This is a genomic window from Flavobacterium sp. 9, from assembly GCF_002754195.1.
Classification (GTDB): Bacteria; Bacteroidota; Bacteroidia; order Flavobacteriales; family Flavobacteriaceae; genus Flavobacterium.
Genome location: NZ_PEEU01000001.1, coordinates 5,911,066 through 5,936,775 on the forward strand (window position 1 = coordinate 5,911,066; position 25,710 = coordinate 5,936,775).

A 25,710-nucleotide genomic window follows, 5' to 3' on the forward strand; every position below is an offset into this window, starting at 1 on the left:
GGATTTGTTTTTGGAAGTTATAAGTAATTATTTCTTTTCTTCGATAGGAGCAGGAAACCATTGTCCGTCAAGAACTGGTTTCTTAGAGACATACATACGGAATGTTAAAGCAAAACCTTTTCCAGCTGGAGTTGGCAGCCAGTTACTTTCTATTGCTCCTTTAGGCAATGAAGAAGCCAGCCAAATGCTCAAAGAACCGTCAGGATTTTTCTTTAAACCCGAAACATTATTAAGATTATATCTTTTTAATTTATTATCGACTACTCTGTAATCCGGAACGCTATATAAGGTCACAGACCAAAATGCATTGACTACAGCATCCGGAAGTGCCTCTTTAGGAAACTTGATTTCATAGACTTTATCACCGCTTAATAATTGTTTATTACTGTCTGTTAGTCCCACAAAATAAATTGCTTCTTCGACTCTGTTTGCCCACAAACCTCCGTAATTGATAATGTCCCGGGCCAATATATCATCACCAAAATTTCCTGCCGCATACGATACTGACCATCCGCCTTTTTGTGTACCAAAACCTTTTGCTCCGGCTAAGAATGCCGGAATTGCTTTGGTTTTAACTACCTTTTCAATGTGAGCTTTTGCCTTATCATTTGTTTTAGCATATTCGCCAATTGCTTTTGCTTTTTCCTGATATTCTTTTGCTTTAGGCATTGCATCCGGATAAGAATTGAGTACTTCCTGAACTTTGTCAAATATTTCACCACCAATTGGTGCTTTCGGAGTAAATTCTGGAATGGTAATTGGTGCTGCAATTTTAATTCCATCCGGTACATTAAAAGTAAATTGTTCCTGAAGTTTTTTGGCAACAGCCGGAGTTCCTTTTAATTCTACACGAGCCAGCATTTTTACTTTTTCTGATGGCAATTCGATTTTTACTGCGCCGGTAGGAATCGTTGGATTTGAGCCTTTTAATACCAAAGCAAATTTTCCATAAGGTGTTTTAGGAAAATTACGTTCGTTGATATTTACGATTACTTCTCCCCAGCCGTCTAATAATTGCGCAGTATAATAACGACCCTCAATTTTAGGAACATTCAAAATAACAGTGTGGTCTTTATCTACTGCAATCCAGGCTTCAAGGTAAGCAACATCTAAATTTGGATTCACAAATTGTGCTGAACCCAGCGGATTGTATTTGATTTTATTATAACCTGCTTTCTCTACATTTATATCATGATTTTCCTGTTGGATTACGAGATATCTTGCATATAAATATTGGTAAGCATCTATAATGTCCTGATCTGTAGGAACTGCATTCGTTTCTGAAACAGCAGTTGTCGAATCTTTAGTTGCTGTTTCTTTTTTACAACTAATAAATAGACCTATCGCAACTAGTATAAGAAGTGATTTTTTCATGGAAGTGATTTTAAAATTGAAATATTTTATGAACCAGGAAATACAAAAGCCAATACGGCTCTTAATCCCCAATCTGGTCTGCTTTCGCGTGGCCCGACAATTGGAATTAAGGGCATTATGGCAAACTGAACCACCTGATCTCCGAGTTTTGTTACTGCACCAATATTTGGGCTTATGGTAACCAGGGTCGATTTGCCTTCCCAGTTTTGAGTGATTTCTGAAGTTATCCCTAAACTTGCACCGCTTTTGTAACTGTGGGTAAGAAATATTTGCGTATAAAACTGATTAAAGTCAGTACGGTCCTGGTTTCCGGCAACCGACCAGATCTGATTGGCTATAAAACCAATGGATAATCCTTTTCCCTGATGCATAACCAAAACACTTGGGCCAACACCGAATTTCTCTGTTCCTAAAAACTTCTCTGTTGCGGTAGGCACCAAAAATGCAGGTCCCACTCCAAAAATAATCCCTTTGGTTTTAGGAGCGAAAAAAGCCGTTACCGTGGCATCGCTGAGGCCAAATTCGTGAGTGTTTTCCCCTGTAATGTCTCTTTGATCAACGACAGGGAGGATGTAGCGGGTAATCAAATTAAGATTATCCGATAATTTAAAAGGGATCACCGGCTGGATATTAATAGTGTATTTGGATCCGTTGTAAGGACCAATCCCATAGAGTAGATTATTTTGCAGCGGAACGCTTATTAAGCTGGCTACCGGATTGGCTAGTTTGTCTGCCAGTTCCTGAGCGCTTGCGCCGCTTTTTGCAGGCGTTTCCTGCCCGGATGCTTTTAAACTGACAACGAAAATTGTGATGCATAATAATCTCGATGCTAAAAGTAAATTTGAATATCTCATAATGGCTTAAAATTTTATGTGTACTGTTGGATACGTTTTGTTATTAATAGAACTCAATGATCAGAGCATTGCTGCTAAATTTGCAGTAAAGAATTAATACACTCATTAAGATTTATCTAAGTTTTAATCTTAAAACCATTCACAAAAATATTAAAGGGACGTATTGTAAGAAAATCTACAATCCTATTTTTGCAGACAGCAGAGCGATACTTTTTTAACTATTGTCTTGTGATTTACCTATTAATAGGTAATAAGCTAAAGATAAATAATTTATAAATACGATTTGTGTTTTTTTTAAGATTTTACCTAAGTTTTTTTGTCCCAGGTAAAAAAAATATCTGCTTACTGCATTTGTTATTATGTAAGAATAAAAAAAAGCGGTTCTCCCGCCGATCCAGTTCTGGTTTTATAAGTTTGCACCTTTGCTTGTGATAGAGATGAACTGTAGAATGGTGCCAGTAGGGCACGCTGGAGAGTGGATGAAACCTATGCCAAATTTTAAGGTAGTATGTCCTATTTTATTTGTTTTACGCATGATCCAAAGCACAAGTTTTGTTCATGATCCATAAGTTAATTTGCAGATTATAAGAATTCAAAAAAAAAGCGCCAATTGTCTTCAATTGGCACCTTTTGGCCTTGGTTACCTCGGTGCATAGCGGACAGGCATGATAACCGCTCTATAATCGTGACATCACAAATCCCAATTTAAGGCTGGTATGAATTGGAGAAAAAACGATTTCAGATGTTATACTAGACAGGCTTATACACCAATCTCATCAACTGGTTGTATATGCGGGGTTTTAAGGTCTTATTAAATATAATGGGACTTTTTTCTATAATTTATTTTAAATGATAAATAGAATAAGGCCGCCGGCTTACAATAGCCGGCTGATGTACGTGAGAAGTAATAATAAAGGTATCAATTTATTTTATGGAATCTTCAATTGGAATCCGGGAAATAATTTTATTTTTGATACCAAAGAGCATCGTATTACTTATATAAATTGCAATGGCAAAGGGGATGAAACTGAAGGTTAGAAAAGATCTGGACGGCAAACAGCAGTCCAATATTATTAAGTTAAAAGGCAGTTTAATCTCAAAGGGCTACACGGAGATCATACACATTTTGGATCAGGACGCGGAGTTCCATATCAATTCTTTTGACATTGAGAATGGAACGGGCATTGAAGTGCGTGAATTCATAACAGCATTTATTGCCAGGGAGCAGCTCCAGGACAGTATATCTATTTTCAGTTGATTGTTGTCTGATTTAGTTTTAAGTAACCTTTAAAAAAAAGTACAAAAAAGGGTCCTTTTGAATAAATGGGGGCTTTTGATTTTGTATGTGGTATAAAAAAAGGAGTTAGGGATTATTAAATATTATTTTTAGGAGCTATTCCCGCTATTCGTTCCAATCTTTTGTGCCGAACACCGGCGCAAAAGGATTTCACTGCACACGAGCGAAGCGAACTGGCGAAGCAATCGGGGCTAGGGCTTCAGGAGCGCTGTTTTGTAGTGTACCAATAACCGGCGCAGCTTGCCAGTGCACCAATAGAAAAAGTTATCAATAGAAATTTTGTTTTTTCAGAACTTCCACCACTTTTTATCCTTGCTTTCAGCTGTATCCGTAGCAGTGTCTGAACCTAAATTCTCGCCTGAAGCAGCTGTGTCATCTTCATCGAATTTTTGATCCTGTGAAGACTTCGCATCTGAAAGCGCATTGAGGTCCTGGTCAAATGGATTTTTCTGGGACTTCAAATGAGATTGTAAATCCTGCGAGGAATCTGCACCATCATTCTCATTGGATTCTGAAATGGAATTGTCGTCTATTTTTTTAAGGAAGCGGAAATTGAAGTCTATTGGTTTTTCTTTTCCAATTTCAAAAAAGTCGATTGTATATTGGTTTTTATCCGGATTGACTGCCTTGACTCTCCCTTTTTTAAATACCTCATGCAAGACCAGATCCCCGACAGCAAAAAGCTCCTTGCTTTGCGCATCCGAATTTCTAACCGGTACTTGAGAGGCCTGCAGTATCTCAGGACTTAATTTGCCTTTACGGATGTAAAATTCCTCGCTGATTTCAAAAAGAAAGCGCGATGGATATTTTTGGAGCCCCGTGGTGAAATTATATCCTTCCGAATCAGTGATATAAAATCTTTTCTCGGCGCGGGTCACCGCAACGTAAGTAAGCCTTCTTTCTTCCTCAATGGCGCGGCTTCTTCTTTCTTTGATCGACAGTGCGCTTGGCAGCACGCCTTCGGTAAAACCGCAGAGAAAAACATACGGGAACTCCAGTCCCTTTGAAATGTGGATCGTCATCAGTTTTACCTTGTCCTGATTTTCATTTTGGGTATCCAGATCGGTGTACAGGGCAATTTCCTGCAGGTACTCTTCCACGTTGACGGGCTCTTTATATTCCTTTTCAAGCAGGAGCATGGAACTGACAAGCTCCTTGATGTTTTCCAGGCGGTCCTCGTCACCGTCTTTCCGGTACAATTCAGCCAGTCCGCTTCTCTCCAGGATCTCTTTGACCAGATCCGATATGGATTTTGTTTTGGCAACCTCTTTCAGTCCGGCTATTAAATCCAGAAATTCAGCGGCCCCTTTTTTAGCCAGCTCCTTGTCAGTACTGTTTTGTTCGAGCGCACTCAGAAGGGAAAGGTTTTGCTCGCGTCCCAGATAACTCAGGCGTTCGATAAACTTTTTGCCAAGACCCCGGGAGGGATGGTTGAACATGCGAAGGAATGAAATATTATCGCCCGTTACAATTAACCTTAAAAGGGATAGAACATCTTTTATTTCTTTTCTTTCAAAGAATTTAACGCCTCCAAAAATCGTGTAGGGAATATTTTCCTTAATGAGTGACTGCTCTATGTTTCTGGAGATATGATTGGCACGGTACAGTATTGTGATATCGGAATATTTTGCCTTCTCGGTTTTAAGGATCTCCTTGATTTCCGAGGCTACCCAGAGGGATTCCTCAAAATCATTTTTGCCGTGAAAATGGACCACTTCAAACCCTGCAGGCTTCTCGGTGATCATATCCTTGTCGACCCTTATTTTGTTGTTTTTAATGATGTGGTTGCCAACTTTCAGGATATTGGGAGTAGAGCGGTAGTTCTGGTTCATGATGATGGTTTCGCAGTCTGGGAACATTTTGTCAAAATCCACCAGGTATTCAGGTTTGGCACCGCGCCACTCGTAAATGGTCTGGTCAGGGTCGCCCACCACAAATAAATTCTGATGAACACGCGAGAGCATTTCCACAAGCTCAAACTGGCTGTCGGAGCTGTCCTGGGCCTCATCAACTTGTATGTAATGCATGTTTTGCTGCCACTTTACAAGTATCTCATTAAAAGTATTCAGGATGTATACCGTGAAATGTATCAGGTCGTCAAAGTCCAGGGCATAGTTCCGCTTCTGTTTATCGAGATATTTGTGAAATACCTTAAGTGATAAATCCTCGGTGTTTTCGTCCTCAAAGCTTTTATTGGCCAGAATGTAGCTTAAATAATCAGATGTGCCTTTTGATTTGGAAATGAACTGCAGGACCTGCTTAAAGGTCAGGTTTTTGGAGTTGATGTCCAGTTCGTTAAACACTTCGCGCAGAATGGTCTTTTGATCTTCCGCGTCGAGTATGATGAAATTTTTGGGATACTGGATCTTGTTGATTTCCTCGCGCAGAAACCGCACGCAGAATCCATGATAGGTGGTGATAAGGCTCACATCATAGGTGTCGCCAATGAGCATTTTGACCCTTTTTTTCATTTCCTGGGCTGCCTTGTTGGTAAAGGTCACACAAAGTATGTTGGAGGAGTTGATCCCAAGCCTGTCCACAATATAGGCAAACCTTGAGGTGAGGGCTTTTGTTTTTCCTGATCCGGCCCCGGCAATCACGCGCACATATCCTTCGGTAGTTTTCACTGCCGCAAGCTGCTTTTGGTTTAGGTTCTCTAAAATCGGATCAGTCATTTTGTTTTTTAGTTTGAAGAAATATTGTTTTTGGAATGTATCAGGCTCATTTTACACCTTCGGATAAAATCAAAAATCCTGAAAAGAATTTACCATAAAAATACTAAATTCTTTTCAAGATCTATAAGTGTAATTATAGTCTGCCAGTGTTAGATATCGGACAGTTTTGAAGGATCAGTGGCCTCGGCAATGCTTTTTCCCTCCGGGTTGTTTTTTTTCTCTGACCCGTCTTGGGTGTCCTCCTCCTGATAGTCATTCAGGCGGCCGGCTTCTCCGGTTCCTGCTCCGGGCTGCATGCTGCCAGAACCGCTGTACGCGCTGTTGGCATTTTCGTTGGTATTTTCCTTGTTTTCGTTTGTGTTTTTATTGGTTTCCATGATTTTCAGTTTTATCGGTTTTCTCTTTATGATTTTTGAGCAGCTCACGGGCCTGCTTGAGTCCGGTGGCTATAGCAGTTCCTTCTTCTGCGCCGTCCCCAAGCAGGGCATTGGCGATCTCGACAGCCTTTTCCCGGAGTTCAGCGGGCTGGTTTTTATAAGATGGGGGATAGTCCCCGTTATGCCAGGGCATGATATTAATTAATTCAAGTTGCTAGTTGATTGCTTTATTTAACTGGAGTCCAAATACAAACAATGTCAGTTTTATCATAAAACCTTCTAATGTTACTGCATGTATAGTTCTTGGAAACATTTTTTTTATGTCGCTTATTGTTGTTTCTACTCTTTTTCTCATTTTTAACTTTTCTTTTTTTTGCTCTATTGTATCTGTTCGTTTAGCATTTGACTTTCTTTGAATTTTTAATAAAACACATTTTTCCATTAGGGCAAAATCTTCTAAACCGTAATCAGTATAAGCACTATCTCCATAAATCGATGCTTCAGCAGGCAGCTTATCTATCATTTTTCCTAAAGCTTTTATGTCAGCTGTTTTACCTGGAGTGAAATGAAACGCTATAGGTATTCCATTTTTAGTTGTCAATAACTGAACTTTTACCCCATAAAAATAGTTTCTCATACTTGCTGTATAGCCTCTGTACTTTTTGCCTTTAAGAATCTTAGAGTTTGTAATCCTCATGTTTTTACAAACTGCTACGGGAAATGAATCTATAATGTATTGCATCTCACAACAGAAATCTTTAAAATAGGAACTTATGGTCTCAAATAATTCATATAGAAGTCTGCCAACTTTATGTAAACGTCTGTTGAACCTGCTCTTATCAAGCATCTTTGGAATAAATCCATATTCTTTCATAAACTTAATGGCTGAGCAGTGATTACCATAAAAACTTGTCGAAGAAACAATTGCAGTCAGGATAATTTCGCTATCACTTACATGTCTTCTTACATCTTCCGGATGATTAATTCCTTGTAAAATATCGTCTATTAAACAAAAAATTGATATAATTTTGTCTTTACAAAGCATGGGTAAGGTTTATTGGTTCGCAAAACAAATTTACTGAACCTGTGCTTTGTTTTTTTATTACCTCTAAACTAGCAACTTGAATTAATTATTTTCTGCCAGATAATCCCTGACGTCATCCACTCTGGTGCCTGCGGCTCTCACGGCACTTTTTAATGTTTCCTGCGGCACATTGAACTTTTCAGACCAGTACTGCACCTCATATGATTCGTTTATATTAATCTGCGAATCATCTGCTTTTCCTGTTTTCGTTTTATCATCCATGATTTTTGCATTTTTTAGTTTATCTAAAGTTACCATAACGGTGCAGGAATCCTGTTATAGGATAAAAGCCGATTTTTACAGGATTGCAATGACGCAGCAGCCGATAAGTCATTTGAAACCGGATCAGTTACTGTTTATCTCACCTGACGAAAAGTAAGGTTGATCCTCGGGAGCACATCGCGGGCTGTTTTAGGAACCTGGTGCTCCCAATACGTATTGGTATGTCCTGCCATCAGCAGAAGGGTTCCATGATGCAGGGGTATCTCAATCGGGGCAATGTGCTTGAGGGTTTTATGGCGCAGGCGGAACAGCCGTGTTTCCCCAAAGGTTACCGATGCGATGTTCATGTCTTTATTGGTACTGGTAGTTTTGTCGCTGTGCCAGCCGACCCCGTCACTGCCGTCCCTGTAGAGATTGAGCAGCACGGCATTAAAATTAATAGCGGTATGCTGCTCCACGCGTTCCCTGATCTGAAGCAGTTCGGCGGGCCAGTCGGGATTTGATTTTCTTTCGGGCCTTCTTGTCTCGCCGTACCATGTAATCATTCTGGGGGCAGTGACCACCTTGTCGTACATCGGCATTTCATATTCCCTCCACTGGGAATTATGGTATAAAAAATTATAGTAATAATCGGATTCTTCCTTGCTGAAAAAATTATCAATCAGCATCAGGTCCGCATCAGGGACGTCAAAAATCCTTTTGCCGCCTTTGCCTGATGAAAAAATTTCGGTATCATCAAACAGCATCATTTTCATAAGTTTTAAATTATACATATACATAAACCATAATCTAAAGAGTCAAATAAAAGCGTTCTTAATTACTCATCTTAAGCCTGGGCAGGTTAATTTCATGTTCCTGCGGGTAAGGCTGGCGGTCGGTCATGCTCACATCTTCCCGCAGCTGTCCATGTACTGTAAACTGGCGGTCATCAGAGTTCGAATACCTGGGATCGGCAATAAAAGGCATCTTGGCCATTTTAGAAACGGTAATGGTAGGGAAGTGATAATCTACTTCGACATGTCCCAGAAGCAGATAACATCCACCTCCCTGAAAAGGATATTTGGCCAAGCTGTCTGTAAAATGCGCCGTATCAAAAAAATCTCCATCCGCATCAATCCATGTACCGAAATACATCGCGCCCATTTTCGTTGGTACATGTTTGCGTGAGATCAGGTAAGCCAGCATTCGAACTGTTTTTTTATGATGTTTTAATAAATCTTTTGCCAATACATCACCTCTGAATTTAGTCTGTAGCAGATCAAAAGGGGAGCAGGAGACAGGAAAACTTAAAAGCTCAATTTCATCGAAAGCATCTTCAAATTCAGAACGTTCCAGTTTAGGAAGTTCATATTCCTTTACAGGCTCCTGAATCAGCATAAGGCTTCTGTTCTCGGGCTTGAAATTGACTAGAATCAGCCTTGCAATTACCAGCAATTGATTTTTAGTTTTTCCGGTAAAACGGAATGCCCCTATAAAAATCAGAATCTGTATCCCTTCGATACCAATCGCAATACGATTGATAAAATCCTCAAGTGATTTATACTCCCCGTTTTGCTCCCGTTCGGTTTGTATTTGTATTGCTATTTTAGATTCCAGGCTCTGCAGGTGCATAAAGCCCAGATAGACATCTGATCCGTAAAGGGTGGTTTCAAGCCCGCTTTTGTTCACGCAGGGATTGTGAATTGCAGCCCCTGACATTCTAGCTTCATGAACATACACTTCGGTGCGGTAAAAACCGCCTTGATTATTGATCACGGCCACCATGAATTCCACAGGATAGTGCACTTTCAGATAAAGGCTCTGGTAGCTTTCCACGGCATAAGATGCCGAGTGCGCCTTGCAGAAGGAGTATCCGGCAAAGGATTCAATCTGGCGGTAAATTTCCTCGCTGAGTTGAAGTGGATGTCCCTGAGCTGCGCACGATACAAAGAAGTTATCTTTTACTTTCTGCAGTGCTGCCTTGGAGCGTCCTTTCCCTGACATGGCACGCCTGAGGATATCCCCATCTTCTGCGGGCAGTCCGCCATAATGCAAGGCAATTTTAATGACATCCTCCTGATAAACCATAATCCCGTAGGTTTCCCCAAGCTGCTGCTCAAAAACAGGATGGAAATACTCGAATTTGTCGGGGTAGTTATGTCTGAAAATATATTCTTTCATCATGCCTGACTGCGCCACGCCGGGACGTATAATGGAGGAAGCCGCTACAAGGGTTTTGTAATTGTCACATTTCAGGCGACGAAGCAGTCCACGCATTGCCGGACTTTCAATATAAAAACAGCCAATTGTATTACCTCGTCCCAAGAACTCATTACACCTCATTTCATTCTTTGAAATTGAGGTATCTCGAATATTAAGACGTATACCACGGTTTTTCTCGATAAGCTTCACACTGTCATCGATATGACCAATCCCTCTTTGACTCAGTATATCGAATTTTTCAAGGCCGATATCCTCGGCAATATGCATATCAAAAAGCACAATGGGAAAGCCTTTTGGAGGCATTTCCAGAGGCGAGTAATTGGTAATTGGTTCCTCTGAAATAAGAATACCGCAGGAATGCATACTTCTTTGGTTGGGATATTTCTCCAGCAGCATCCCATATTCCTGTACCTGTTTTACCACTTTGTTTGTGGCATGGAGTTCCATTGGATTTTTCGCCAGCGTATCGAGTTCTTCCTTTGGAAGCCCGAAAACTTTGCCTACTTCACGAAATATGGATCTGTATTTAAACTCGACATTTGTTCCGCAAAAGGCAACATGATCATAACCGTAGCGGGAGAATATATATTCGAGTATCGTATCACGTTCTTTCCAGCTCCAGTCAATATCAAAATCAGGAGGACTCTTGCGATTGAGATTCAAAAAGCGCTCGAAATACAAGTCAAGTTCCAAAGGGCAGATGTCCGTTATGCCCAAACAATAGGCAATGATGCTGTTGGCTCCGCTGCCCCGCCCAATATGCAGAAATCCTTGGGAATTACTGAAACGGATAATGTCCCAGGTAATGAGAAAATAGCCGCTGAACTGGAGCTGATCAATGACTTTGAGTTCCTTGAACATACGGGATTTGGCCTCTGCATTGTTTTTGCCATAGCGCCACTCCAATCCCTGCTGCGCCAGGGTGGTCAAAAGGTTAATATCGTCTTTTCTGTTATTGGTGTAAAATTTTTTATTTTTTGGTGTTGTAAAATCAAATTCAAAATGGCATCCGGCAATTATTTTTTGGGTATTGGCAATGATCCCGGGATATTCTGCATAACAGGTGGTCAGCCTTTCGGGCGAGACCATTATTTCGGTTTTCCGGCAGTAATCTGCCGCAGCAAGGCGCGATAAAATTACATTCAGGTCAATAGCCCGCAGTATTTTATGCAGCTGGTACTCTGCTTTAGTGCGGAACGTTACAGGCTGGAGTATGACCATGCGGTCTATTTTGGTTTTCCAATCCGTCAATATTAGTTTAGACAGCTCTTCGGGGCGGATTCCAATAAACTCGTTTTCCTTTAAAACGTCAGGGACATTTTCCAGAGGATAAATCACAAACACATTTTCAAACTCAGGCGCATAGGGCGGAAGTGCTGTTTTCTCAAAATTATGACCGGTCAGAAAACGGTTCATTTCCGCAAGCCCCGAAGCATTTTTGGCAAGGCCTATAAAGCGGAGCTGGTGATCCGAGCGGAATTCCATTCCTATAAGGGGTTTGATCCCAACATTCTGGCATCCCTTTATAAAATCATAAATTCCCGTTACGGTATTGATGTCCGTAAGTGCCATGGCACCCACACCGCAGTCAGCAGCCTTAGATATCAATTCCTCAGTGGGAATGGTACCGTAGCGCAGGGAATGGAAGGAATGACAATTGAGATACATTAGTCTGATTTACGTTTTAAAATTTCATTTTTATTGTTGGGTTTAAACGATGCTCCGGCGCAGCGCATTACCGCATCAAACCCGTAACGTGTTTTCATCCGGTCCATGGCCTGATAGAGAGCAAGCATTTCTTCGGTATCCTGAAAAAGATCGATCTGGTAGGTGCCTCGGACCAGCCCGCTGAACCTTACCCCGATAAGACGAAGCCTCATTCGGCGCTGGTATAATTTCTCAAAGAGATCCGTAACGGTCTGGGTCAGGATATGATCGGCCGAGGTATACTGCACACGGCATTGTTTGGTCTCGGTATCAAAATTGGCATAACGGATTTTAACGGTTACCGTTGAGGTCAGCCACTCTTCAGAGCGCAGCTGAAAGGCTAGTTTTTCCACCATACCCAATATTACTCTTTTGAGTTTTGGAATATCGATGGTATCCTGAGAAAAGGTATGTTCCGTAGATATGGACTTTCTTTCGGTATAAGGCTCTACGGGATTATGATCTATGCCATTGGCTTTCTTCCAAAGTTCGGACCCGTTTTTACCAATCATCTGCTGCAGTACTTCGCATGGCATTTTGGAAAGGGTTTCAATTTTTCTGATACCGATTCTTGACAGCAACTGAAATGTCTTTTCACCTACCATGGGTATTTTCTGAACGGATAAGGGATTTAAAAAAGACTGCACTAAATGTTCAGGAATCTCCAGATTCTGTTTCTGTTTTCCTTCCCCGGTTCCAATTTTGGACACGGTCTTGTTGATGGACAATGCAAAGGTTAGGGGAAGGCCCGTTTCTTTTATAATGGTCTGGGCGAGTTCACTCGTCCATTTGTAGCTGCCGTGGAATTTGTCCATACCGGTAATGTCCAGATAAAATTCATCGATGCTGGCTTTCTCCACCACGGGCGCTTTTTCCTGAATGATCTCGGTAATGTCGTGCGAGAGCCTGGAATATAATTCCATGTCGCCCTTCATGATTTTGGCCTGCGGGCAGAGTTTGGTGGCCAGATGGATCGGCATGGCAGAGCGAACCCCGAAACGCCTGGCTTCATAAGAGCAGGAAGCCACAACGCCTCTTTCGCCTCCGCCGATAATAAGCGGTATTCCCTGAAGCTCGGAATTAGTCAGTCTTTCGCAGGACACGAAAAATGTATTCATATCGATATGTACAATTGACCTTTCCATACTCTTCTCATTTTATACAGGACAAAATTAGTACGGATCGTAACATTTTTTACAGCTTATTATGTTCTAATTTATAACAAAATTAATTAGTCATTTTTTTCTTATAGGGCAAATACCCGTAAATATTGAATTTCTGAAGATAAAAGGGCTGAAAAGAAATAGTTAAAAGTTTTTTTTTAATGTGTTTTTTCCTAATTATGAATTATCTTTACTACCCTTAATTCTATTTTGGAATATTTAATGCCCTTACTTTTACATCGCCTGTAAATTGAAAATGCCATTTTGCTTTAGCAAAATCTCTTATCATTAATATAATTTTTTTTATTATGGCTTTTGACAACCACAATACTCAGAGATATATTTATTTGGCCGATGATGACAGCGATGACAGGGAGTTCTTTGCTGATGCGGTGATGGAAATTGACCGGAATGTTATTTTAAAACAGGCCCGCGACGGCATGCATCTAATGGAGGATCTCCGGACACTTTCCGGCTCAGAGCTTCCCGAATTTATTTTTCTGGATATCAATATGCCCGGCAAATCAGGGCTTGAATGTCTCAAGGAGATAAGAAGCTGCGAAGGCAAACTAAAAGAAATAAACATTATTATGCTCTCCACCAGCAATGATCCTCAAAATATTCAGAAGTCATTGGAATTGGGCGCTACATTTTACGCAGTCAAGCCCAGTTGTTTTGAGAAGCTTAAATCCATACTAGAGGAGATACTCAGCATGAACCTGGTTTCGGCTCTGGGCGCGAGCAGGAAATTCCTTTTGGTTTAGCATATCCCAAGAGAAGCAAATTTGGAAATCAACGAAATCTAAGGAACTGAATTTGTTGGAAAGGTTATGAGCTGCTGCCTTATATTTTTAGTTTTCCCCATTGTTTTCCCCATTGTTTTTCATTTACCCTTTTTTGAAAAAGGGCTGAATCAAAATGTGGTGTAGGCTTAACAATTAAATCAAACAAATCATTTAAACCGTATGGCGCCAAAATTTCGACGATATTCTTTGAATTTAATCGCACTGCAATAGCCGTTGCGGTCTCGGGCCAATGCGAAATTGCATTTTCAGTGTTGCTATATCTGGGATGGTTATTGCGTAAATGCATTCTTGCCTGATTCTTGACAGACCAGCTGGTCTTTGGATCTGTTTGAGTAAGTTTTAGCTCTATTTCTTTTTCCAGTGTTTCTGATATATTGCTTTGATCAAAAAAGACCACATCTGTATCAGTAAGTTTTATTGTGTTTTGCCCATGTAAAAAATCCCAAACTTTATTTCTTACAAATCCGGCTCCAATCCAGCAATCATTTAAATTTAAATTTTTAACGATTCTCAGAGTTTGGATCATTAATTTGTCGTTTACGATTATATCAGTCAGTTCTTTTCGGTGTTCCATTGCTTACTACAGCTTATGATTTGTTTTGCTTTAATTATATAAGTTTTCTATTGTAACTCAAAACCCGAGGTAAGGGTTGCAGAGCTGCAAAGCAGAAAATTTAAAGTCCAGATCTTAAATTTAGCGGAGAAAATCCATTTACCAGTCCTTACTGCCAGTTATGGCTGCTGGGTATCATTGGTCAATTAGTCCCAGGGAAGGATATTTATATTGTGCCAGCGGCTTTTAAAACTTTTTGTCATTATTACATAATTATTTTTTGTCATTGTCAGTCTATTAGGCCGGACAATCATATCAAAAGCATCATCAAGTCCATAAGGGGCAAAGATTTCCAATTTATCTGACTCCATCCGTACTCCAATGGCGAAGGCCGATAACCAGGTTTCAATACCCTGCCGGGTTGTGCTGAATTTTTCAATAACACTTCCAAACTTTTTAGGATACCACTGGTAAACATATGCCTGGTTGGTAATGTCAAGTTTAAATGTATGTGCGGCGATTTTTTCAATATTTCTCTGATGTGATTTCTCTACTAAACTATCCTCGGTGTCACAGTAGTATACGATATCAAAATCTTTCACATTTTCAAGGTTTGGCCTGCCCAGTATATTGTTCCATAGCAGCTGGGTTACTGCTCCTCCCGCCAAATAATACTCTGGCAGACCATAGTCATTGCATATCTTTAAGGTGTCAATGATTTGCGGGCAATTTTCTAAATATGAAATCAATTGTTTCTTTCGATCTGTCATTGCTGCTGGCATTTGGGCTGGGTGGGCGATTAAGGTTTTTGATATTGCTGCAGCAAAGTGATTGCCTACTGGTATGAATAGTAAGCTGAGCCTTTGCCGATCATTTTGCTGTACAAAATTACAAGATTATCCCGTTTTTATGTCAGGTCTGAATACAGTTCGAACAAATTGTGCTCCGGGTCCCTAAAGTGTACTGCCCTGATTCCCCAAGGGGTCATGTCTTTTGGCGCTGTGAGAAACTGGACACCTTTCTCCTGCAGGGAAATATAGCTTTCATCGACATTGTCCACCTTAATTATGATGGCCATTTTGTCTTGCAGAATTTCGTTTTTTCCGGCCTTGCTGTTTATGGCGCTGCCCATTAATTCTGCCTTAAACAATGCCAGTGCCGATGGCTCCCCAAGGCTGAAACTGGCATAATTTTCTCCGGGTTTGCCCCAGGTACATTCCAAACCAAGGATGTTGTTGTAAAAAGTGAAGCACTTGTCAAAGTCGCTTACTAAAAGCCTGATGCTGCTGAATTTCATTTTGCTGTTTTTAAATATTAATGATGCAAAACTACTTTTCTTTCATTGTCGCTAATTGTAAAAATCGGTCGTTTTTGTTTTCAAACAATTCCGTAGGTCTGTTTCCTGTATATTTTTTTAAGTCCTTGATAAAATGGGACTGGTCAAAATAATTCTGCTGCGGATAAAGCTGTCCTTTCTTTACCTGCTTAAATGAATCATAGCATTTTAAAATCCTGCAGTATGATTTCAGCGGGATATCAAACCTGTCTTTGAAATATCGGTTGATCTGCCGCGTGCTCCAGAAAACCTGCTGCGAATACCATTCTACGCTCTCTTGCCCATTGGACTTGCAACAAAAAGTCGGACAAATTTTCTAAGACCTATGCTACACTTTCTATTTTATAAAATTCTAGTTCCATTTCTTTAGGTGTTTTATATCCCAAAGAAGAATGCAGACGTTTTCTATTATACCATACTTCTATATATTCAAAGACTGCTAATTTAGCTTCTTCAATGGTTGTGAATTTATGCTGATAGATAAGTTCTGCTTTAAGGGTCTTGAAAAAACTTTCAGCTACAGCATTATCCCAACAATTAGCTTTTCTACTCATACTTTGAGTGATTAAAGTATTTTTATTAATCAATTTTCTGAATTCTATCGAAGCATATTGTATTCCTCTATCTGAATGAAAAAGTAAAGATTCTGTTATTTCTCTTTTTGATACTGCCATTTTCCAAGCTGGAATAATCGTTTGATCGGTATACATTCGTGTGCTTAATGACCATCCTATAACCTGCCTGTCATATAAATCAATAATAGTAGTAAGATATAACCAGCCGGCAGCTGTTCTTATATAGGTTATATCAGACACCCAAACCTCATTAAGTGATTTTGGTGTAAAATTTCTATTGAGATGATTACTGCACACTGGATATCGATGATTAGAATCTGTGGTTACTTTAAAGCGTCTTTTAAGTTTACTTCTCCAGCCATTAAGAAGCATCAATTTAGCAACTTTCCTTTTGGATATTTTATATCCTTTTCTTTTTAGCTGTTCCGCTATTCTGGGACTTCCGTAAGTTTGACTGCTTAGATCAAAAACTTCTTTTATTAAATCTGTAAATAGACTATTTTCTATAAATCTATTAGAAGGACCGCCACTGAACCATCTATAATAACTACTTCGGCTTACTTTTAAAACGCTGCACATCTTTTCAATAGGATATAAATGTTTATAGCTGACTATAAATTGGTAGATTTCCCATCGCTCTTGGAAAAGATGTGAACGGCCTTTTTTAATATCTCAAGCTCTAATTCTTTTTCTTTAAGGGCTTTTCGTAATTGTTTTACTTCTAAAGAATCTATCTCTGTCTTTTTAGAAATAATTGGTTGTAGATTAGTAAATGTTTTTTGAGAAGACCTCCATTTATAAATACGCTCTACCTGGACGCCTAGTTCATCTGCTAATTCTTTGATGTTTTCTCGCTCGTAACTTAATCGTACTGCTGATGATTTAAACTCAGCACTGTAAACTCGTTTTTTCATAATTCTAAGATATTTATTTTTATTTAAACAGTCTTAAAATTTATGTCCCAGTAAATGTAGCAACTCCAAACCGCAGAGGAAAAATTAAACTATCTTCTTAACCGTCAATTTTGTCCTTATGGTACTCCCTGAGCCATTTCTCCATTTTCTGAAGCAGCAGGATTTGTTTCGGGTCGCCTGTGGGATCTGAAAGTCCTGTGATGGTTCGGCTGTAATTGAATTTTTTGTCCTCAAAGCGGCAGGTAAACCTTGGTAGCTCATTATGGGAAACCATCCAGCTGTCGGGTTCTATTTTTTTTATTTCAAACTTTTTCATATCTCATGCCCGTTTAAAGCTGCTATGACAGCTTTAAATCTACTGTCAAAAGGCAAAATTAACGGTTTTATTTTTATTGCCGCACGCTTTGATGTTAAGTTAGCGGCCGTACCAGAAATTGAACGGCTGGTAGGGGTGGACTTCCCGATTAGTTACGCCTTAAAAACAATTAAAATTAATCCAAAAAAAAGCCTTCTAAATGCAGTCATTCAGAAGGCTTTTCATTTTTTGTAATCTGCGGTAAGAGGTATATCTTTAATCCTTGTCATCCTCATCGGCCTGGGACTCATCCAGGGTCCTTCTGTCCGCATCGTCATGGTCCAGTTCGGTGGGCTGGTGGTCGGCCGATCTTTCATCGTCATCATGCTGGTTGATGGCCGGATCGGTATGTTCCATGGTTTCCGAGTGGATGGATTCTTCTCCCATGTGATACATGCTGTCTTCCTGACGGTAAGTATCGTAGTTTTCCTGTGGTATCATACTGTTTTAATTTAATAGTTTGTAATTTCTTTAAAGGCCTTCTTCGTATTTTTTTGGGCTTAGAAAAGCTTACTGGAAGAATGCAGGATAAAATTAAAAATTTGAAACCTTATAAAATTATATGATAACCCGATATACTTGTATTATTTTCAGATGGTTATGCTTAATTTTAGTCTTAGCATTAATTATTTTTAGGAGCTATTCCCGCTATTCGCTACAATCTTTTGTGCCCAGCCTCGGCACAAAAGGATTTTCACTGCACACGAGCGAAGCGAACTGGCGAAGCAATCGGGGCTAGGGCTGCTAAGGAGCGCTTTTTTTTCTTGGAGAACTGTATATGGACACCATTTTATGGAAGATTTGAAGAAATTGGCTTACGGAAATAGAGGCTGTCTTTTTTATATGTCTTCAGTATTTTGGTTTGGATGTCCTGTTGGGAATTGAAACAAAAATGTATTTAGTTTTATATATGATTTTGCCATAAAATGTAATCTTATAATTTACTTAAAGTAAAAAGAGACAGCCTTAACTTTTTGTGGCAAAAAAGGTATCAACTCCAAAATCCATGTGCCATCATTCTGCCGCAAAATTCAGAGCAATGTTGATTGAAATCTATTTGCTGTAAATATCTTTTCATTTTGCATATGATTATTTGACTGGAATTTTCTGAATTTCCATAAGACCTGCTTTGTTTAAACCAACAATTATCTCTTGCACAAGATCATCTGATAATAATAATGTCGAGAGCATAATTTTTATATTGGCTGGAGTCTCAGGTTCCAATTCAAGAAGTTTTAGCAGTTGATTTTCTGCGCAGCCATTTTTATTCAATAAGGCCAGGGTTGTAGATTTTAGTAAAGGATCCCAAAAAGTTTCTCGAGAATCTATTTTATTAGCCCAATGATATGCCGTGGAGTAGTCTTTTTTGTGTAAATAATAAAAGCTGAAACCACAGTTTATCCACCATGGATAATGGGGATTAAGTTTGATTGTTTTTTCTAATATTGTAAAACCTTCCTCAAAATAACCCGCGCAAATAAGCATTACAGCGACTCCTGAAACAATTACAGAGCAGTTTGGGTTTAGCTGTATGCATTGTCTGGCTGCAATTAAACACTCTTCTTTCTCTTTTTTAAACACATGAGCCAGCGTAAGAGTATAAAAGCCATGCTGGCATGAAGGATCTATTTTTAAGGCCTCCATGCAACAACGATATCCTTCTTCAATTGGGCTGTCGATATCCTTAATAGCAAGTCCTGCACCATTGAGGTATATTTCTCCCAACATGGCCCAGGAAACAGCATGCTGGGGATGCTGTACCACGGCATGGCGCAAAGATATAAGGGCAACTTTATAATTTTCAATGGAGTAAGAACGCTGGTATTTATAATAATTATAAATTCCTTTCCAGATACTTATATTCTTCGATACCTTTTCTGGTGCAGCTTTTTCCATTTCCTGGAATATTAATCCGTAATACCCCCCAACCGAGGTAATCACAGACTTTATAATTTCATCCTGTATCTCGAAGATATCTGATACTATTTCCTTTTCAATAGATTTTGTCATCATAATTTCTCCAGTGGCAGTGATTAGCAATATTATTCTAACCCGCATTTTCTGTTCACTATATTGAATACTTCCTGTTATAATATAATCTGCTCCTGATAACTTTCCGGCTTGTAAAATATTATCGTTGATTTTTGCAATCACATCTGCAGAATAATATCCTATAACTGTTATATCTTCAAATCTTGAAAGTTCTGCAGTTAATTCATTTCGAAGTAATGCCGCAAATAAATCAGCATCTTTTCTTTTAGGTGTACATTGAAAAGGGAATATTGCCACGGTTGGATTAATACTATCCGTGTTTGAATAGGGGACAAAAGATGGCAATGCCGCCAATTTTTGAGGAATTTTAAACTCAGGAATATAACCTCCTTTTGGAATTGAAATTATTATAGAATCCTGTATACCATCACTTAGATAATAGTCATTTAAAGTTCTTCTCAATCTTCCGGCATGAATCCGGACTGCCGCATCATCATTAGAGTTAAAATTGCTGGAGCGCTTTAAAACATTGACAGCAATAGAATATTCTTTAAGAAATTCTTCTCTCTCATTAATTGTTTCATGGACAATATATGATAGAAAATTAGTGAGGGTTGGAGAATTTTTAAATGATTTAAAATTTAAAATATATTCCAATTGCAGGCAAATTTCTTCTGATGAAAAATTTTTTATTTTTTCCATTCTTAATATGTGATTTGATTGTAAAAGGTAATAGGGTAATTGATTGTTAAACAATGAGTTAAAATTAATATATATTTTGGTATTATTAACATAAACTTAAGATTTTTCCTTAAGTGTGTTTTGTAAAATGTTTATAAACAATCGTTTAACGGTTAATAACCTTGTAAATGTTAGAACAGTGGATTCGTTGTATAAATTTACTTCACAAATATTAACATTTGGCTTTAATGTTTGTTATTCAGTAAGATAGAACATTGCGAATAAAATTTATTAGTTAAGAAATAATTTTTAACCTTTAAAATTGAGATTATGCCAATACCAGAAGTCCTTAATGTTGAAAAATTCAAATCACATAGAGAATTGATAAGGATATTATACCAGGTTGATGGCGATTTTAAAAATATGTGTGATGATTACAGTATGAGCAGATTTTGTATTGAAAAGTATAAGGAAAAGCTGGCTCAGGATCTTGGAGTTAAAAAAGAATATGAAAAACTTTTTGCAGAGCTGGAAAAAGAAATACTCAGGTACATAAAAAATAATGAAATCTGAAATCAAATCAATGTTCGGTTAATTAAAATTTGTTCCCAATGAAATTAAAATACAGTTATTGATCTGGTTTCTGTTTTCAGGTATATATTCATTTGCAACCAATCCTAAAAATGACACCCATGAAAATAAAATACATGCTACTGATAGCCGTACTAAGTTATCCTTCGTTAGAATTGCTGGCACAGGAATTTCCGGTTGAACAAGGATGGTCATTTTATGCAGAACCTTATGTGATGTTCCCTAATATGAGCGGGAAAACAGCACTTGGAAATTTGCCGGAAATGAATGTAGATGTAAAGTCAAATAAGATTTTTGATCAGCTTCAATTTGGGGCGATGTTGTACTTGGAGGCTTCAAATGAGAAATGGAACTTGAATTCTGATCTTCTGTATATGGATATCGGGCAAGGGGTTAAAAGCAGTACATTAATTAACAATGGTGATGTTACGGCCAAACAGCTCGGTTGGGAATTGGCCGGACTTTATAAAGTGAGACCAGGGCTTGAAGTGGGAGTGGGAGCTCTTTTAAATTCGATTAAACTCGAACTTGATATCAATCGAAATACTATTGGAGGAGGCACAACAAATATCAAAAAAGAAATGACGCAAACCTGGGTTGACCCCATGGTGATTGCGGTTTTTAAAAATACACCCGCAGAAAAGTTTCTATACAAAGTACGCGGAGAAATTGGCGGATTTGGAATAGGTTCACAATTTGCCTGGCAATTTCAGGCGTACGCAGGATATCGATTTTCAGAATTATTTCAAATTCAGGCAGGTTATCGCATTATTTCGCTTGATTATGATACCGGAAACGGAGCGGATTACTTTTTATATAATGTAGATACATCCGGCCCGGTTGTGAAATTTGGCTTTCATTTTTAAAAAGTGATAATGGAAACAGCATCGAATAATCTTTTCAAAATAATGTATTTATAAGCAATATGAATCCCTAACAGATCAAATCAAAAATCATGAGACACTACATTTTATTAATGATTGCTTTACTGTTGTCAATAGCCGCAAAAGCACAGGATACGGGATCCCTATCCCTGAATTTATATGGAGGTTATACTTTTTCGGATAAAGTACAATACAATAATTCTTATGGTTATGTAGAAGATGGCTTTGAATATGGTGCAGGTCTTGAATACTTTTTGCCTGAGAATAATTCCGTTGAATTGAAATACCAAAGACTCGATACCAAATTGCCTTTATACGCACCTAGTAGAACCCAGGTAAACGCAGGAGATGATAAAGGAGCCATAAATTATATTTTGCTTGACGGAACTCATTATTTTGGAGGAAATACACAAAAAGCTTTACCCTATCTGGGAGCTGGAGCGGGGATTGCTGTTCTTGAAACACCGCAAAGCGGCAGCGGAACCTATTTTGCATGGGAAGTTAAAGGAGGCGTGAAAATTAAAACCAATTCGGCAGTATCCATAAACCTGAATGCTTATTTACAATCAATGGCGGTAGCCGTTGGAAACAGTTACTACTGGACCTACATTGGTGTTGTTGGTGTGACAGATTATGTTTCAACTTATCAGTTTGGACTGGGAGCGGTATTGAGTTTCAATTTTAAAAATTAAACAAATCAATTAATTATAACCCTTAAAAATAAAATCATGAAAAAATTACTTATCGTTTTAATCTTGACCTTATCAGCAACTTTAAACGCACAATCCTCTGCAAAAGATGAACTTGCCATTATTCAAAGCAGTTACGGAAAATCAAAAACAGATTTGATTAATCAGTACATGGCTTTGAGTCCCGAACAAACAACAGCTTTTCAGCCTGTGTACGACAGTTATGAAGCAGAACGCAAAGTTTTGGGCCAGAAAAAAATTCAGATTATTGATGACTATGCGGCGAAATATGCTACGCTGACCGATGCTGACGCGGATCAATTGACAAAAGCAAACCTGAAAAATAATCTGGACGTAGAGAAACTATATAGCAAAACCTATGAAAAGGCCAAAAAAGCTATTGGAGCCACCAATGCTGCCAAGTTTATACAGCTTGAAGTTTATCTTCAAACCTCAATACGAGAAGAGATTCAGGATTCTATACCATTTATTGGTGAGATTGACAAAACCAAATTGAATTAGACATTAAAAAAAAGTGATGGCTCAGCGCAGTTATCACTTTTTATCTAACTGTTTACAAAAGAAATTGAATTGAAATGCAGGACCAATACTATTATGAAATTAAAGATACTATTTTGCACGTAATGGTTTTTATATGTTTAGGAATGCCTTTTTTAATGTTTTGCCAAGAAACTGCGCAAAACATGACATTTTCACTTCAGGACGGAAATGAATTGAACCGGAATCAGAAAGTAAAACCTGAGCTGCCATGGTTTGTAAGACGCATAAAAGCAAGTGTTGGATTATTTATACCAATAAACAATACAATAATAGAAGTAGGAAGTGCAAACGGCGATTATGGAACCACAATTGATCTGGAAGATGATTTGGGTTTTCGCAAATCGACCAATACGTTTTTAGCAGATCTGCAATGGCGGATATCAAGAAGATCACAATTTGAAATAAGCTATTTCTATTTAAATCGTACAACATCCAGAACATTAAAAAGAACAATAGAATTTGGAGATCATACCTATCCGGTTGATGCTGCTGTTGAATCTTTTTTTAAGACCAGCATTTTTAGGGTTTCTTATGGTTATGCTTTTTTTGTTGATCCAAAATATGAATTTGGATTAATGATTGGGGCGCACATTATTCAAAGTGAAGTTGGCATTAGTCTTTTGGGAGCAACGGTAGGCCTTAGTTACAAAGACGAATATAATTTTACAGCTCCTTTGCCGGATATTGGTATCTGGGGAGGATACGCCATCTCTGATCGGTTTGCCGCAAAAGGCAATGTGAGTTATTTTGCGTTAAAAATAAACAATATAGACGGGAAGGTAACCAGTGGCGATTTTTCAGTTTTATATAAAGTAATAGAGAACCTGCATTTTAGCCTTTCTTACACCGGATTAAACTTTAGGGTAGACGTTGAGAAAGAAAAGGGGCAAGGCTATTTTAAATGGGGGTATAACGGTCCGTTAATAACTGCTTCGTATGCATTTGGAAAAAAGAAACCATTTTAAGGTAAGGCAAAGTTTCAGTAAAAAGATTTGGTATTTCCTGTTGATTATTGCCAGTACCCATTTACAGGCACAAACCGATAAACTCAATCAGTTTTGGAATGAGTACGACTTTACCAAAGATCTAAGCCAAAAATGGGTATTACAGTTCGATGCCGGGCTTGTCACAAGCAGTACACCTGAGGACAGTGATATTTTTCATAACATCACACAGTTTTATATTAGGCCTTGGGCACATTATTATCCTTCCCAAAGATGGAAAGTTTCTGTATTTTACGCCTACTATTCGAATCAAAATGTACCGGAACTCAATCAGAGAAAAGCCCCTGAATTCAGAACAGCTATTCAGGCCACTTATAATCTGGTAAAGTTGCCGCAAATTAAAGTAAACCTTAGGGCAAGAATCGAAGACCGGCATATTGAAAATGATGATCATTATCTGGAAGCCGTCGAGCGATTCAGGTTTCAGATAAAAGCAGTTTGTCCGGTGACCACTTTTGGCTTAAAAACAAAAGCCATGTATGTTTTTGCTTCAGATGAATTGTTTTTTAAAACCAAAAGCCAGGTCAGTGGTCCTGATTTATTTGATCGAAACCGGGCAAGTCTTGGAGTCGGATTTACGCTCATAGATAATATACAGCTAGAAGTGGCTTATGCCAATGAATTTATGCCCAGAGACCCCACCAATAAAATGGTAAATGCCATTCAGCTCAAAGGGATTTTTAATAATTTTTTTCCAACGCTTCTAAAATCATTTAAACGCAAAAAAAGCGCAGTTGATCTGGGCGAGGGAAGTCTGTAACAGATCTTTTTACTTCCATTTCACTTTAATACTAAAAACATGAAAAATTTCATTTTTACAATAACCGTTTTTGTAATGAGTTTGTTAAGTCTGCCCGTTTTCTCACAAGGAGATAAGGAACCAAAAGCTTTGGGACTTCCGGGAGATAATCTCGATCTGTATGCCGTTCTGGATCTTTTTCAGAAATCAAAAACAATCGAAGATTTTGAGTCTTCCTTAAATTCGGAAAAACAAGGCATCAATAATCTGGATTTGGATAACGATAAAAAAATTGATTTTATCAAAGCCGTTACCAAAAAAGAGAATGATTCCTATACCATCATACTTCAGGATCCGGTAAGTAAGACCGAAACTCAGGATGTCGCTGTAATTCTGGTAGCAAAGGATAAAAATAAAAAAGTGACACTTCAGATTGTAGGTGATGAAGCCCTTTACGGTAAAAATTATATCGTTGAACCTGCACCGGCAGCAACTACCTCTGTTACGCCTAATCCGGCCTATGTAGGAACTAATCCTGTTGCCGCCGCACCGCAAGTTGTAGTGGTCGAGTCAAGCCCGGTAATTGTGTATTTGTATTCTCCGGTTTATGTGCCTTATGTTCCGCCATATTATTATGGATTTTATCCGCCTTATTTCCATCCCTGGGCACCTGTTTATTTCAGCATGTATTACCATCATGTGTACCATCATCATGCTTATTATCAAAATACGGTTATCATACGCAGCCCTAATTATGCTCATTATTCAAGTTCTTACCGTAGCACTTCTGTAACGGTAAACAATTATAATAAAAATGGTAATTACAAAGGAACTTATCAGGGCAATACTTATAAAAAGCCAACAACTCTGCCTTCAAATGCATCGTCGCTCACGTCAAATGCGAATAGAGCTGTGAATACACAAACGACTAATCGTGCCGCTAATACTACATCTCTTCCTTCGAATGTCAATAAGTCCAATGTTCCACAAGGGGCTAATCGTCAGCAAGATGCCAATATACAATCAGCCAAAGCGAATGCGGCAGGAAAAAGGAGGCGTTGAGAATGTTCTTCCA

28 protein-coding genes are annotated in these 25,710 nt (G+C 38.7%); 10 read left to right on the forward strand and 18 right to left on the reverse strand.

The genetic code is table 11. The features are described from left to right. Positions 1-27 precede the first annotated feature (27 nt). A complete protein-coding gene (locus CLU81_RS24660; RefSeq protein ID WP_099712257.1) occupies positions 28-1,374 on the reverse strand; it encodes a DUF1214 domain-containing protein in 1,347 nt (448 codons plus the stop codon). A 26-nt stretch (positions 1,375-1,400) separates the two neighbouring features. Then, positions 1,401-2,228, reverse strand: a complete 828-nt coding sequence (locus CLU81_RS24665) for a hypothetical protein (protein WP_099712258.1) — start codon at positions 2,226-2,228, stop codon at positions 1,401-1,403. Positions 2,229-3,077: 849 nt separating this feature from the next. Here CLU81_RS24665 and CLU81_RS26690 point away from each other — a divergent pair. Next, on the forward strand, positions 3,078-3,266 hold the full coding sequence (locus CLU81_RS26690; RefSeq protein WP_144444564.1) for a hypothetical protein: 189 nt from the start codon (positions 3,078-3,080) through the stop codon (positions 3,264-3,266). Positions 3,267-3,812: 546 nt separating this feature from the next. Here the strand turns inward: CLU81_RS26690 and CLU81_RS24675 are convergent. From CLU81_RS24675 to dinB, 8 genes are all read right to left on the reverse strand, one after another. After that, entirely contained in the window at positions 3,813-6,200 is a 2,388-nt protein-coding gene (locus CLU81_RS24675) for an ATP-dependent helicase (RefSeq protein WP_099712260.1), read from the reverse strand. Between the two features lie 149 nt (positions 6,201-6,349). Then, positions 6,350-6,577, reverse strand: a complete 228-nt coding sequence (locus CLU81_RS24680; protein WP_099712261.1) for a hypothetical protein — start codon at positions 6,575-6,577, stop codon at positions 6,350-6,352. Beyond that, entirely contained in the window at positions 6,564-6,770 is a 207-nt protein-coding gene (locus CLU81_RS24685; protein WP_099712262.1) for a hypothetical protein, read from the reverse strand. Before CLU81_RS24685 ends, CLU81_RS24680 begins: the two co-directional genes overlap by 14 nt. 21 nt (positions 6,771-6,791) lie before the next feature. Then, positions 6,792-7,622 carry an IS982 family transposase gene (locus CLU81_RS24690; RefSeq protein WP_099712263.1) on the reverse strand — a complete coding sequence of 277 codons (831 nt, stop codon included), beginning with the start codon at positions 7,620-7,622 and terminating at the stop codon, positions 6,792-6,794. A gap of 81 nt (positions 7,623-7,703) precedes the next feature. Continuing rightward, positions 7,704-7,883, reverse strand: coding sequence for a DUF3606 domain-containing protein (locus tag CLU81_RS24695; RefSeq protein ID WP_099712861.1), 180 nt, complete (start codon positions 7,881-7,883; stop codon positions 7,704-7,706). Between the two features lie 134 nt (positions 7,884-8,017). Next, positions 8,018-8,638 carry an alpha-ketoglutarate-dependent dioxygenase AlkB gene (locus CLU81_RS24700; RefSeq protein WP_369804807.1) on the reverse strand — a complete coding sequence of 207 codons (621 nt, stop codon included), beginning with the start codon at positions 8,636-8,638 and terminating at the stop codon, positions 8,018-8,020. A 58-nt stretch (positions 8,639-8,696) separates the two neighbouring features. Continuing rightward, positions 8,697-11,753, reverse strand: a complete 3,057-nt coding sequence (locus tag CLU81_RS24705) for a DNA polymerase III subunit alpha (RefSeq protein WP_099712264.1) — start codon at positions 11,751-11,753, stop codon at positions 8,697-8,699. Further along, positions 11,753-12,937, reverse strand: a complete 1,185-nt coding sequence (gene dinB / locus CLU81_RS24710; RefSeq protein ID WP_099712265.1) for a DNA polymerase IV — start codon at positions 12,935-12,937, stop codon at positions 11,753-11,755. Before dinB ends, CLU81_RS24705 begins: the two co-directional genes overlap by 1 nt. 326 nt (positions 12,938-13,263) lie before the next feature. Between dinB and CLU81_RS24715 the strand changes: the two genes are divergently transcribed. Next, positions 13,264-13,719 (forward strand): response regulator, encoded by a 456-nt coding sequence (locus CLU81_RS24715; protein WP_099712266.1) that lies wholly within the window; start codon positions 13,264-13,266, stop codon positions 13,717-13,719. A 79-nt stretch (positions 13,720-13,798) separates the two neighbouring features. On the opposite strand, the gene CLU81_RS24720 is transcribed toward CLU81_RS24715, so the two are convergent. The 6 genes from CLU81_RS24720 to CLU81_RS26695 form a co-directional block, all read right to left on the reverse strand. Further along, a complete protein-coding gene (locus tag CLU81_RS24720) occupies positions 13,799-14,335 on the reverse strand; it encodes a nucleotidyltransferase family protein (RefSeq protein ID WP_099712267.1) in 537 nt (178 codons plus the stop codon). Positions 14,336-14,520: 185 nt separating this feature from the next. Continuing rightward, positions 14,521-15,084 carry a nucleotidyltransferase family protein gene (locus CLU81_RS24725; RefSeq protein WP_099712863.1) on the reverse strand — a complete coding sequence of 188 codons (564 nt, stop codon included), beginning with the start codon at positions 15,082-15,084 and terminating at the stop codon, positions 14,521-14,523. Positions 15,085-15,221: 137 nt separating this feature from the next. After that, entirely contained in the window at positions 15,222-15,611 is a 390-nt protein-coding gene (locus CLU81_RS24730) for a VOC family protein (protein WP_099712268.1), read from the reverse strand. 362 nt (positions 15,612-15,973) lie between these two features. Further along, on the reverse strand, positions 15,974-16,894 hold the full coding sequence (locus tag CLU81_RS24735; protein WP_144444448.1) for an IS3 family transposase: 921 nt from the start codon (positions 16,892-16,894) through the stop codon (positions 15,974-15,976). Next, positions 16,837-17,139, reverse strand: coding sequence for a transposase (locus tag CLU81_RS24740; RefSeq protein WP_099707978.1), 303 nt, complete (start codon positions 17,137-17,139; stop codon positions 16,837-16,839). Before CLU81_RS24740 ends, CLU81_RS24735 begins: the two co-directional genes overlap by 58 nt. Before the next feature lie 97 nt (positions 17,140-17,236). Then, positions 17,237-17,455, reverse strand: a complete 219-nt coding sequence (locus tag CLU81_RS26695; RefSeq protein WP_144444565.1) for a hypothetical protein — start codon at positions 17,453-17,455, stop codon at positions 17,237-17,239. Between the two features lie 24 nt (positions 17,456-17,479). Between CLU81_RS26695 and CLU81_RS24745 the strand changes: the two genes are divergently transcribed. After that, entirely contained in the window at positions 17,480-17,689 is a 210-nt protein-coding gene (locus CLU81_RS24745) for a hypothetical protein (protein WP_144444566.1), read from the forward strand. A 21-nt stretch (positions 17,690-17,710) separates the two neighbouring features. Here CLU81_RS24745 and CLU81_RS24750 read toward each other — a convergent pair whose 3' ends face one another. Further along, positions 17,711-17,935, reverse strand: a complete 225-nt coding sequence (locus CLU81_RS24750) for a hypothetical protein (protein WP_099712270.1) — start codon at positions 17,933-17,935, stop codon at positions 17,711-17,713. 648 nt (positions 17,936-18,583) lie between these two features. Beyond that, the gene (locus CLU81_RS24755; RefSeq protein WP_099712271.1) at positions 18,584-20,188 is read right to left on the reverse strand and encodes a hypothetical protein; all 1,605 of its coding nucleotides are present in this window, start codon (positions 20,186-20,188) and stop codon (positions 18,584-18,586) included. A 309-nt stretch (positions 20,189-20,497) separates the two neighbouring features. Between CLU81_RS24755 and CLU81_RS24760 the strand changes: the two genes are divergently transcribed. From CLU81_RS24760 to CLU81_RS24790, 7 genes are all read left to right on the forward strand, one after another. Then, complete coding sequence (locus CLU81_RS24760; RefSeq protein WP_099712272.1) at positions 20,498-20,740, forward strand: hypothetical protein; 243 nt, start codon at positions 20,498-20,500, stop codon at positions 20,738-20,740. 119 nt (positions 20,741-20,859) lie between these two features. Continuing rightward, positions 20,860-21,624, forward strand: a complete 765-nt coding sequence (locus CLU81_RS24765; protein ID WP_099712273.1) for a hypothetical protein — start codon at positions 20,860-20,862, stop codon at positions 21,622-21,624. A gap of 89 nt (positions 21,625-21,713) precedes the next feature. Then, positions 21,714-22,334, forward strand: coding sequence for an OmpA family protein (locus CLU81_RS24770; RefSeq protein ID WP_099712274.1), 621 nt, complete (start codon positions 21,714-21,716; stop codon positions 22,332-22,334). A 36-nt stretch (positions 22,335-22,370) separates the two neighbouring features. Then, complete coding sequence (locus tag CLU81_RS24775; RefSeq protein ID WP_099712275.1) at positions 22,371-22,853, forward strand: hypothetical protein; 483 nt, start codon at positions 22,371-22,373, stop codon at positions 22,851-22,853. A 74-nt stretch (positions 22,854-22,927) separates the two neighbouring features. After that, positions 22,928-23,857: a hypothetical protein gene (locus CLU81_RS24780; protein WP_099712276.1), complete on the forward strand. Its 930-nt coding sequence runs from the start codon at positions 22,928-22,930 to the stop codon at positions 23,855-23,857. Further along, positions 23,829-24,656: a DUF2490 domain-containing protein gene (locus CLU81_RS24785; protein WP_099712277.1), complete on the forward strand. Its 828-nt coding sequence runs from the start codon at positions 23,829-23,831 to the stop codon at positions 24,654-24,656. Before CLU81_RS24780 ends, CLU81_RS24785 begins: the two co-directional genes overlap by 29 nt. Before the next feature lie 39 nt (positions 24,657-24,695). After that, positions 24,696-25,697, forward strand: a complete 1,002-nt coding sequence (locus tag CLU81_RS24790) for a hypothetical protein (RefSeq protein WP_099712278.1) — start codon at positions 24,696-24,698, stop codon at positions 25,695-25,697. Positions 25,698-25,710: the final 13 nt, after the last annotated feature.

Coding starts and splice junctions, on each gene's coding strand:
- CLU81_RS24725 (WP_099712863.1), bottom strand. CDS start 15,084: ATGACAGATCGAAAGAAACAATTGATTTCATATTTAGAAAATTGCCCG.
- CLU81_RS24745 (WP_144444566.1), top strand. CDS start 17,480: ATGACAGCTTTAAATCTACTGTCAAAAGGCAAAATTAACGGTTTTATT.
- CLU81_RS24730 (WP_099712268.1), bottom strand. CDS start 15,611: ATGAAATTCAGCAGCATCAGGCTTTTAGTAAGCGACTTTGACAAGTGC.
- CLU81_RS24760 (WP_099712272.1), top strand. CDS start 20,498: ATGCCAATACCAGAAGTCCTTAATGTTGAAAAATTCAAATCACATAGA.
- CLU81_RS24660 (WP_099712257.1), bottom strand. CDS start 1,374: ATGAAAAAATCACTTCTTATACTAGTTGCGATAGGTCTATTTATTAGT.
- CLU81_RS24770 (WP_099712274.1), top strand. CDS start 21,714: ATGAGACACTACATTTTATTAATGATTGCTTTACTGTTGTCAATAGCC.
- CLU81_RS24790 (WP_099712278.1), top strand. CDS start 24,696: ATGAAAAATTTCATTTTTACAATAACCGTTTTTGTAATGAGTTTGTTA.
- dinB (WP_099712265.1), bottom strand. CDS start 12,937: ATGGAAAGGTCAATTGTACATATCGATATGAATACATTTTTCGTGTCC.
- CLU81_RS24680 (WP_099712261.1), bottom strand. CDS start 6,577: ATGGAAACCAATAAAAACACAAACGAAAACAAGGAAAATACCAACGAA.
- CLU81_RS24775 (WP_099712275.1), top strand. CDS start 22,371: ATGAAAAAATTACTTATCGTTTTAATCTTGACCTTATCAGCAACTTTA.
- CLU81_RS24720 (WP_099712267.1), bottom strand. CDS start 14,335: ATGGAACACCGAAAAGAACTGACTGATATAATCGTAAACGACAAATTA.
- CLU81_RS24705 (WP_099712264.1), bottom strand. CDS start 11,753: ATGTATCTCAATTGTCATTCCTTCCATTCCCTGCGCTACGGTACCATT.
- CLU81_RS24780 (WP_099712276.1), top strand. CDS start 22,928: ATGCAGGACCAATACTATTATGAAATTAAAGATACTATTTTGCACGTA.
- CLU81_RS24685 (WP_099712262.1), bottom strand. CDS start 6,770: ATGCCCTGGCATAACGGGGACTATCCCCCATCTTATAAAAACCAGCCC.
- CLU81_RS24700 (WP_369804807.1), bottom strand. CDS start 8,638: ATGAAAATGATGCTGTTTGATGATACCGAAATTTTTTCATCAGGCAAA.
- CLU81_RS24785 (WP_099712277.1), top strand. CDS start 23,829: ATGCATTTGGAAAAAAGAAACCATTTTAAGGTAAGGCAAAGTTTCAGT.
- CLU81_RS24755 (WP_099712271.1), bottom strand. CDS start 20,188: ATGGAAAAAATAAAAAATTTTTCATCAGAAGAAATTTGCCTGCAATTG.
- CLU81_RS24740 (WP_099707978.1), bottom strand. CDS start 17,139: ATGAAAAAACGAGTTTACAGTGCTGAGTTTAAATCATCAGCAGTACGA.
- CLU81_RS24695 (WP_099712861.1), bottom strand. CDS start 7,883: ATGGATGATAAAACGAAAACAGGAAAAGCAGATGATTCGCAGATTAAT.
- CLU81_RS24750 (WP_099712270.1), bottom strand. CDS start 17,935: ATGATACCACAGGAAAACTACGATACTTACCGTCAGGAAGACAGCATG.
- CLU81_RS24765 (WP_099712273.1), top strand. CDS start 20,860: ATGAAAATAAAATACATGCTACTGATAGCCGTACTAAGTTATCCTTCG.
- CLU81_RS26695 (WP_144444565.1), bottom strand. CDS start 17,455: ATGAAAAAGTTTGAAATAAAAAAAATAGAACCCGACAGCTGGATGGTT.
- CLU81_RS24675 (WP_099712260.1), bottom strand. CDS start 6,200: ATGACTGATCCGATTTTAGAGAACCTAAACCAAAAGCAGCTTGCGGCA.
- CLU81_RS24690 (WP_099712263.1), bottom strand. CDS start 7,622: ATGCTTTGTAAAGACAAAATTATATCAATTTTTTGTTTAATAGACGAT.
- CLU81_RS26690 (WP_144444564.1), top strand. CDS start 3,078: ATGATAAATAGAATAAGGCCGCCGGCTTACAATAGCCGGCTGATGTAC.
- CLU81_RS24715 (WP_099712266.1), top strand. CDS start 13,264: ATGGCTTTTGACAACCACAATACTCAGAGATATATTTATTTGGCCGAT.
- CLU81_RS24665 (WP_099712258.1), bottom strand. CDS start 2,228: ATGAGATATTCAAATTTACTTTTAGCATCGAGATTATTATGCATCACA.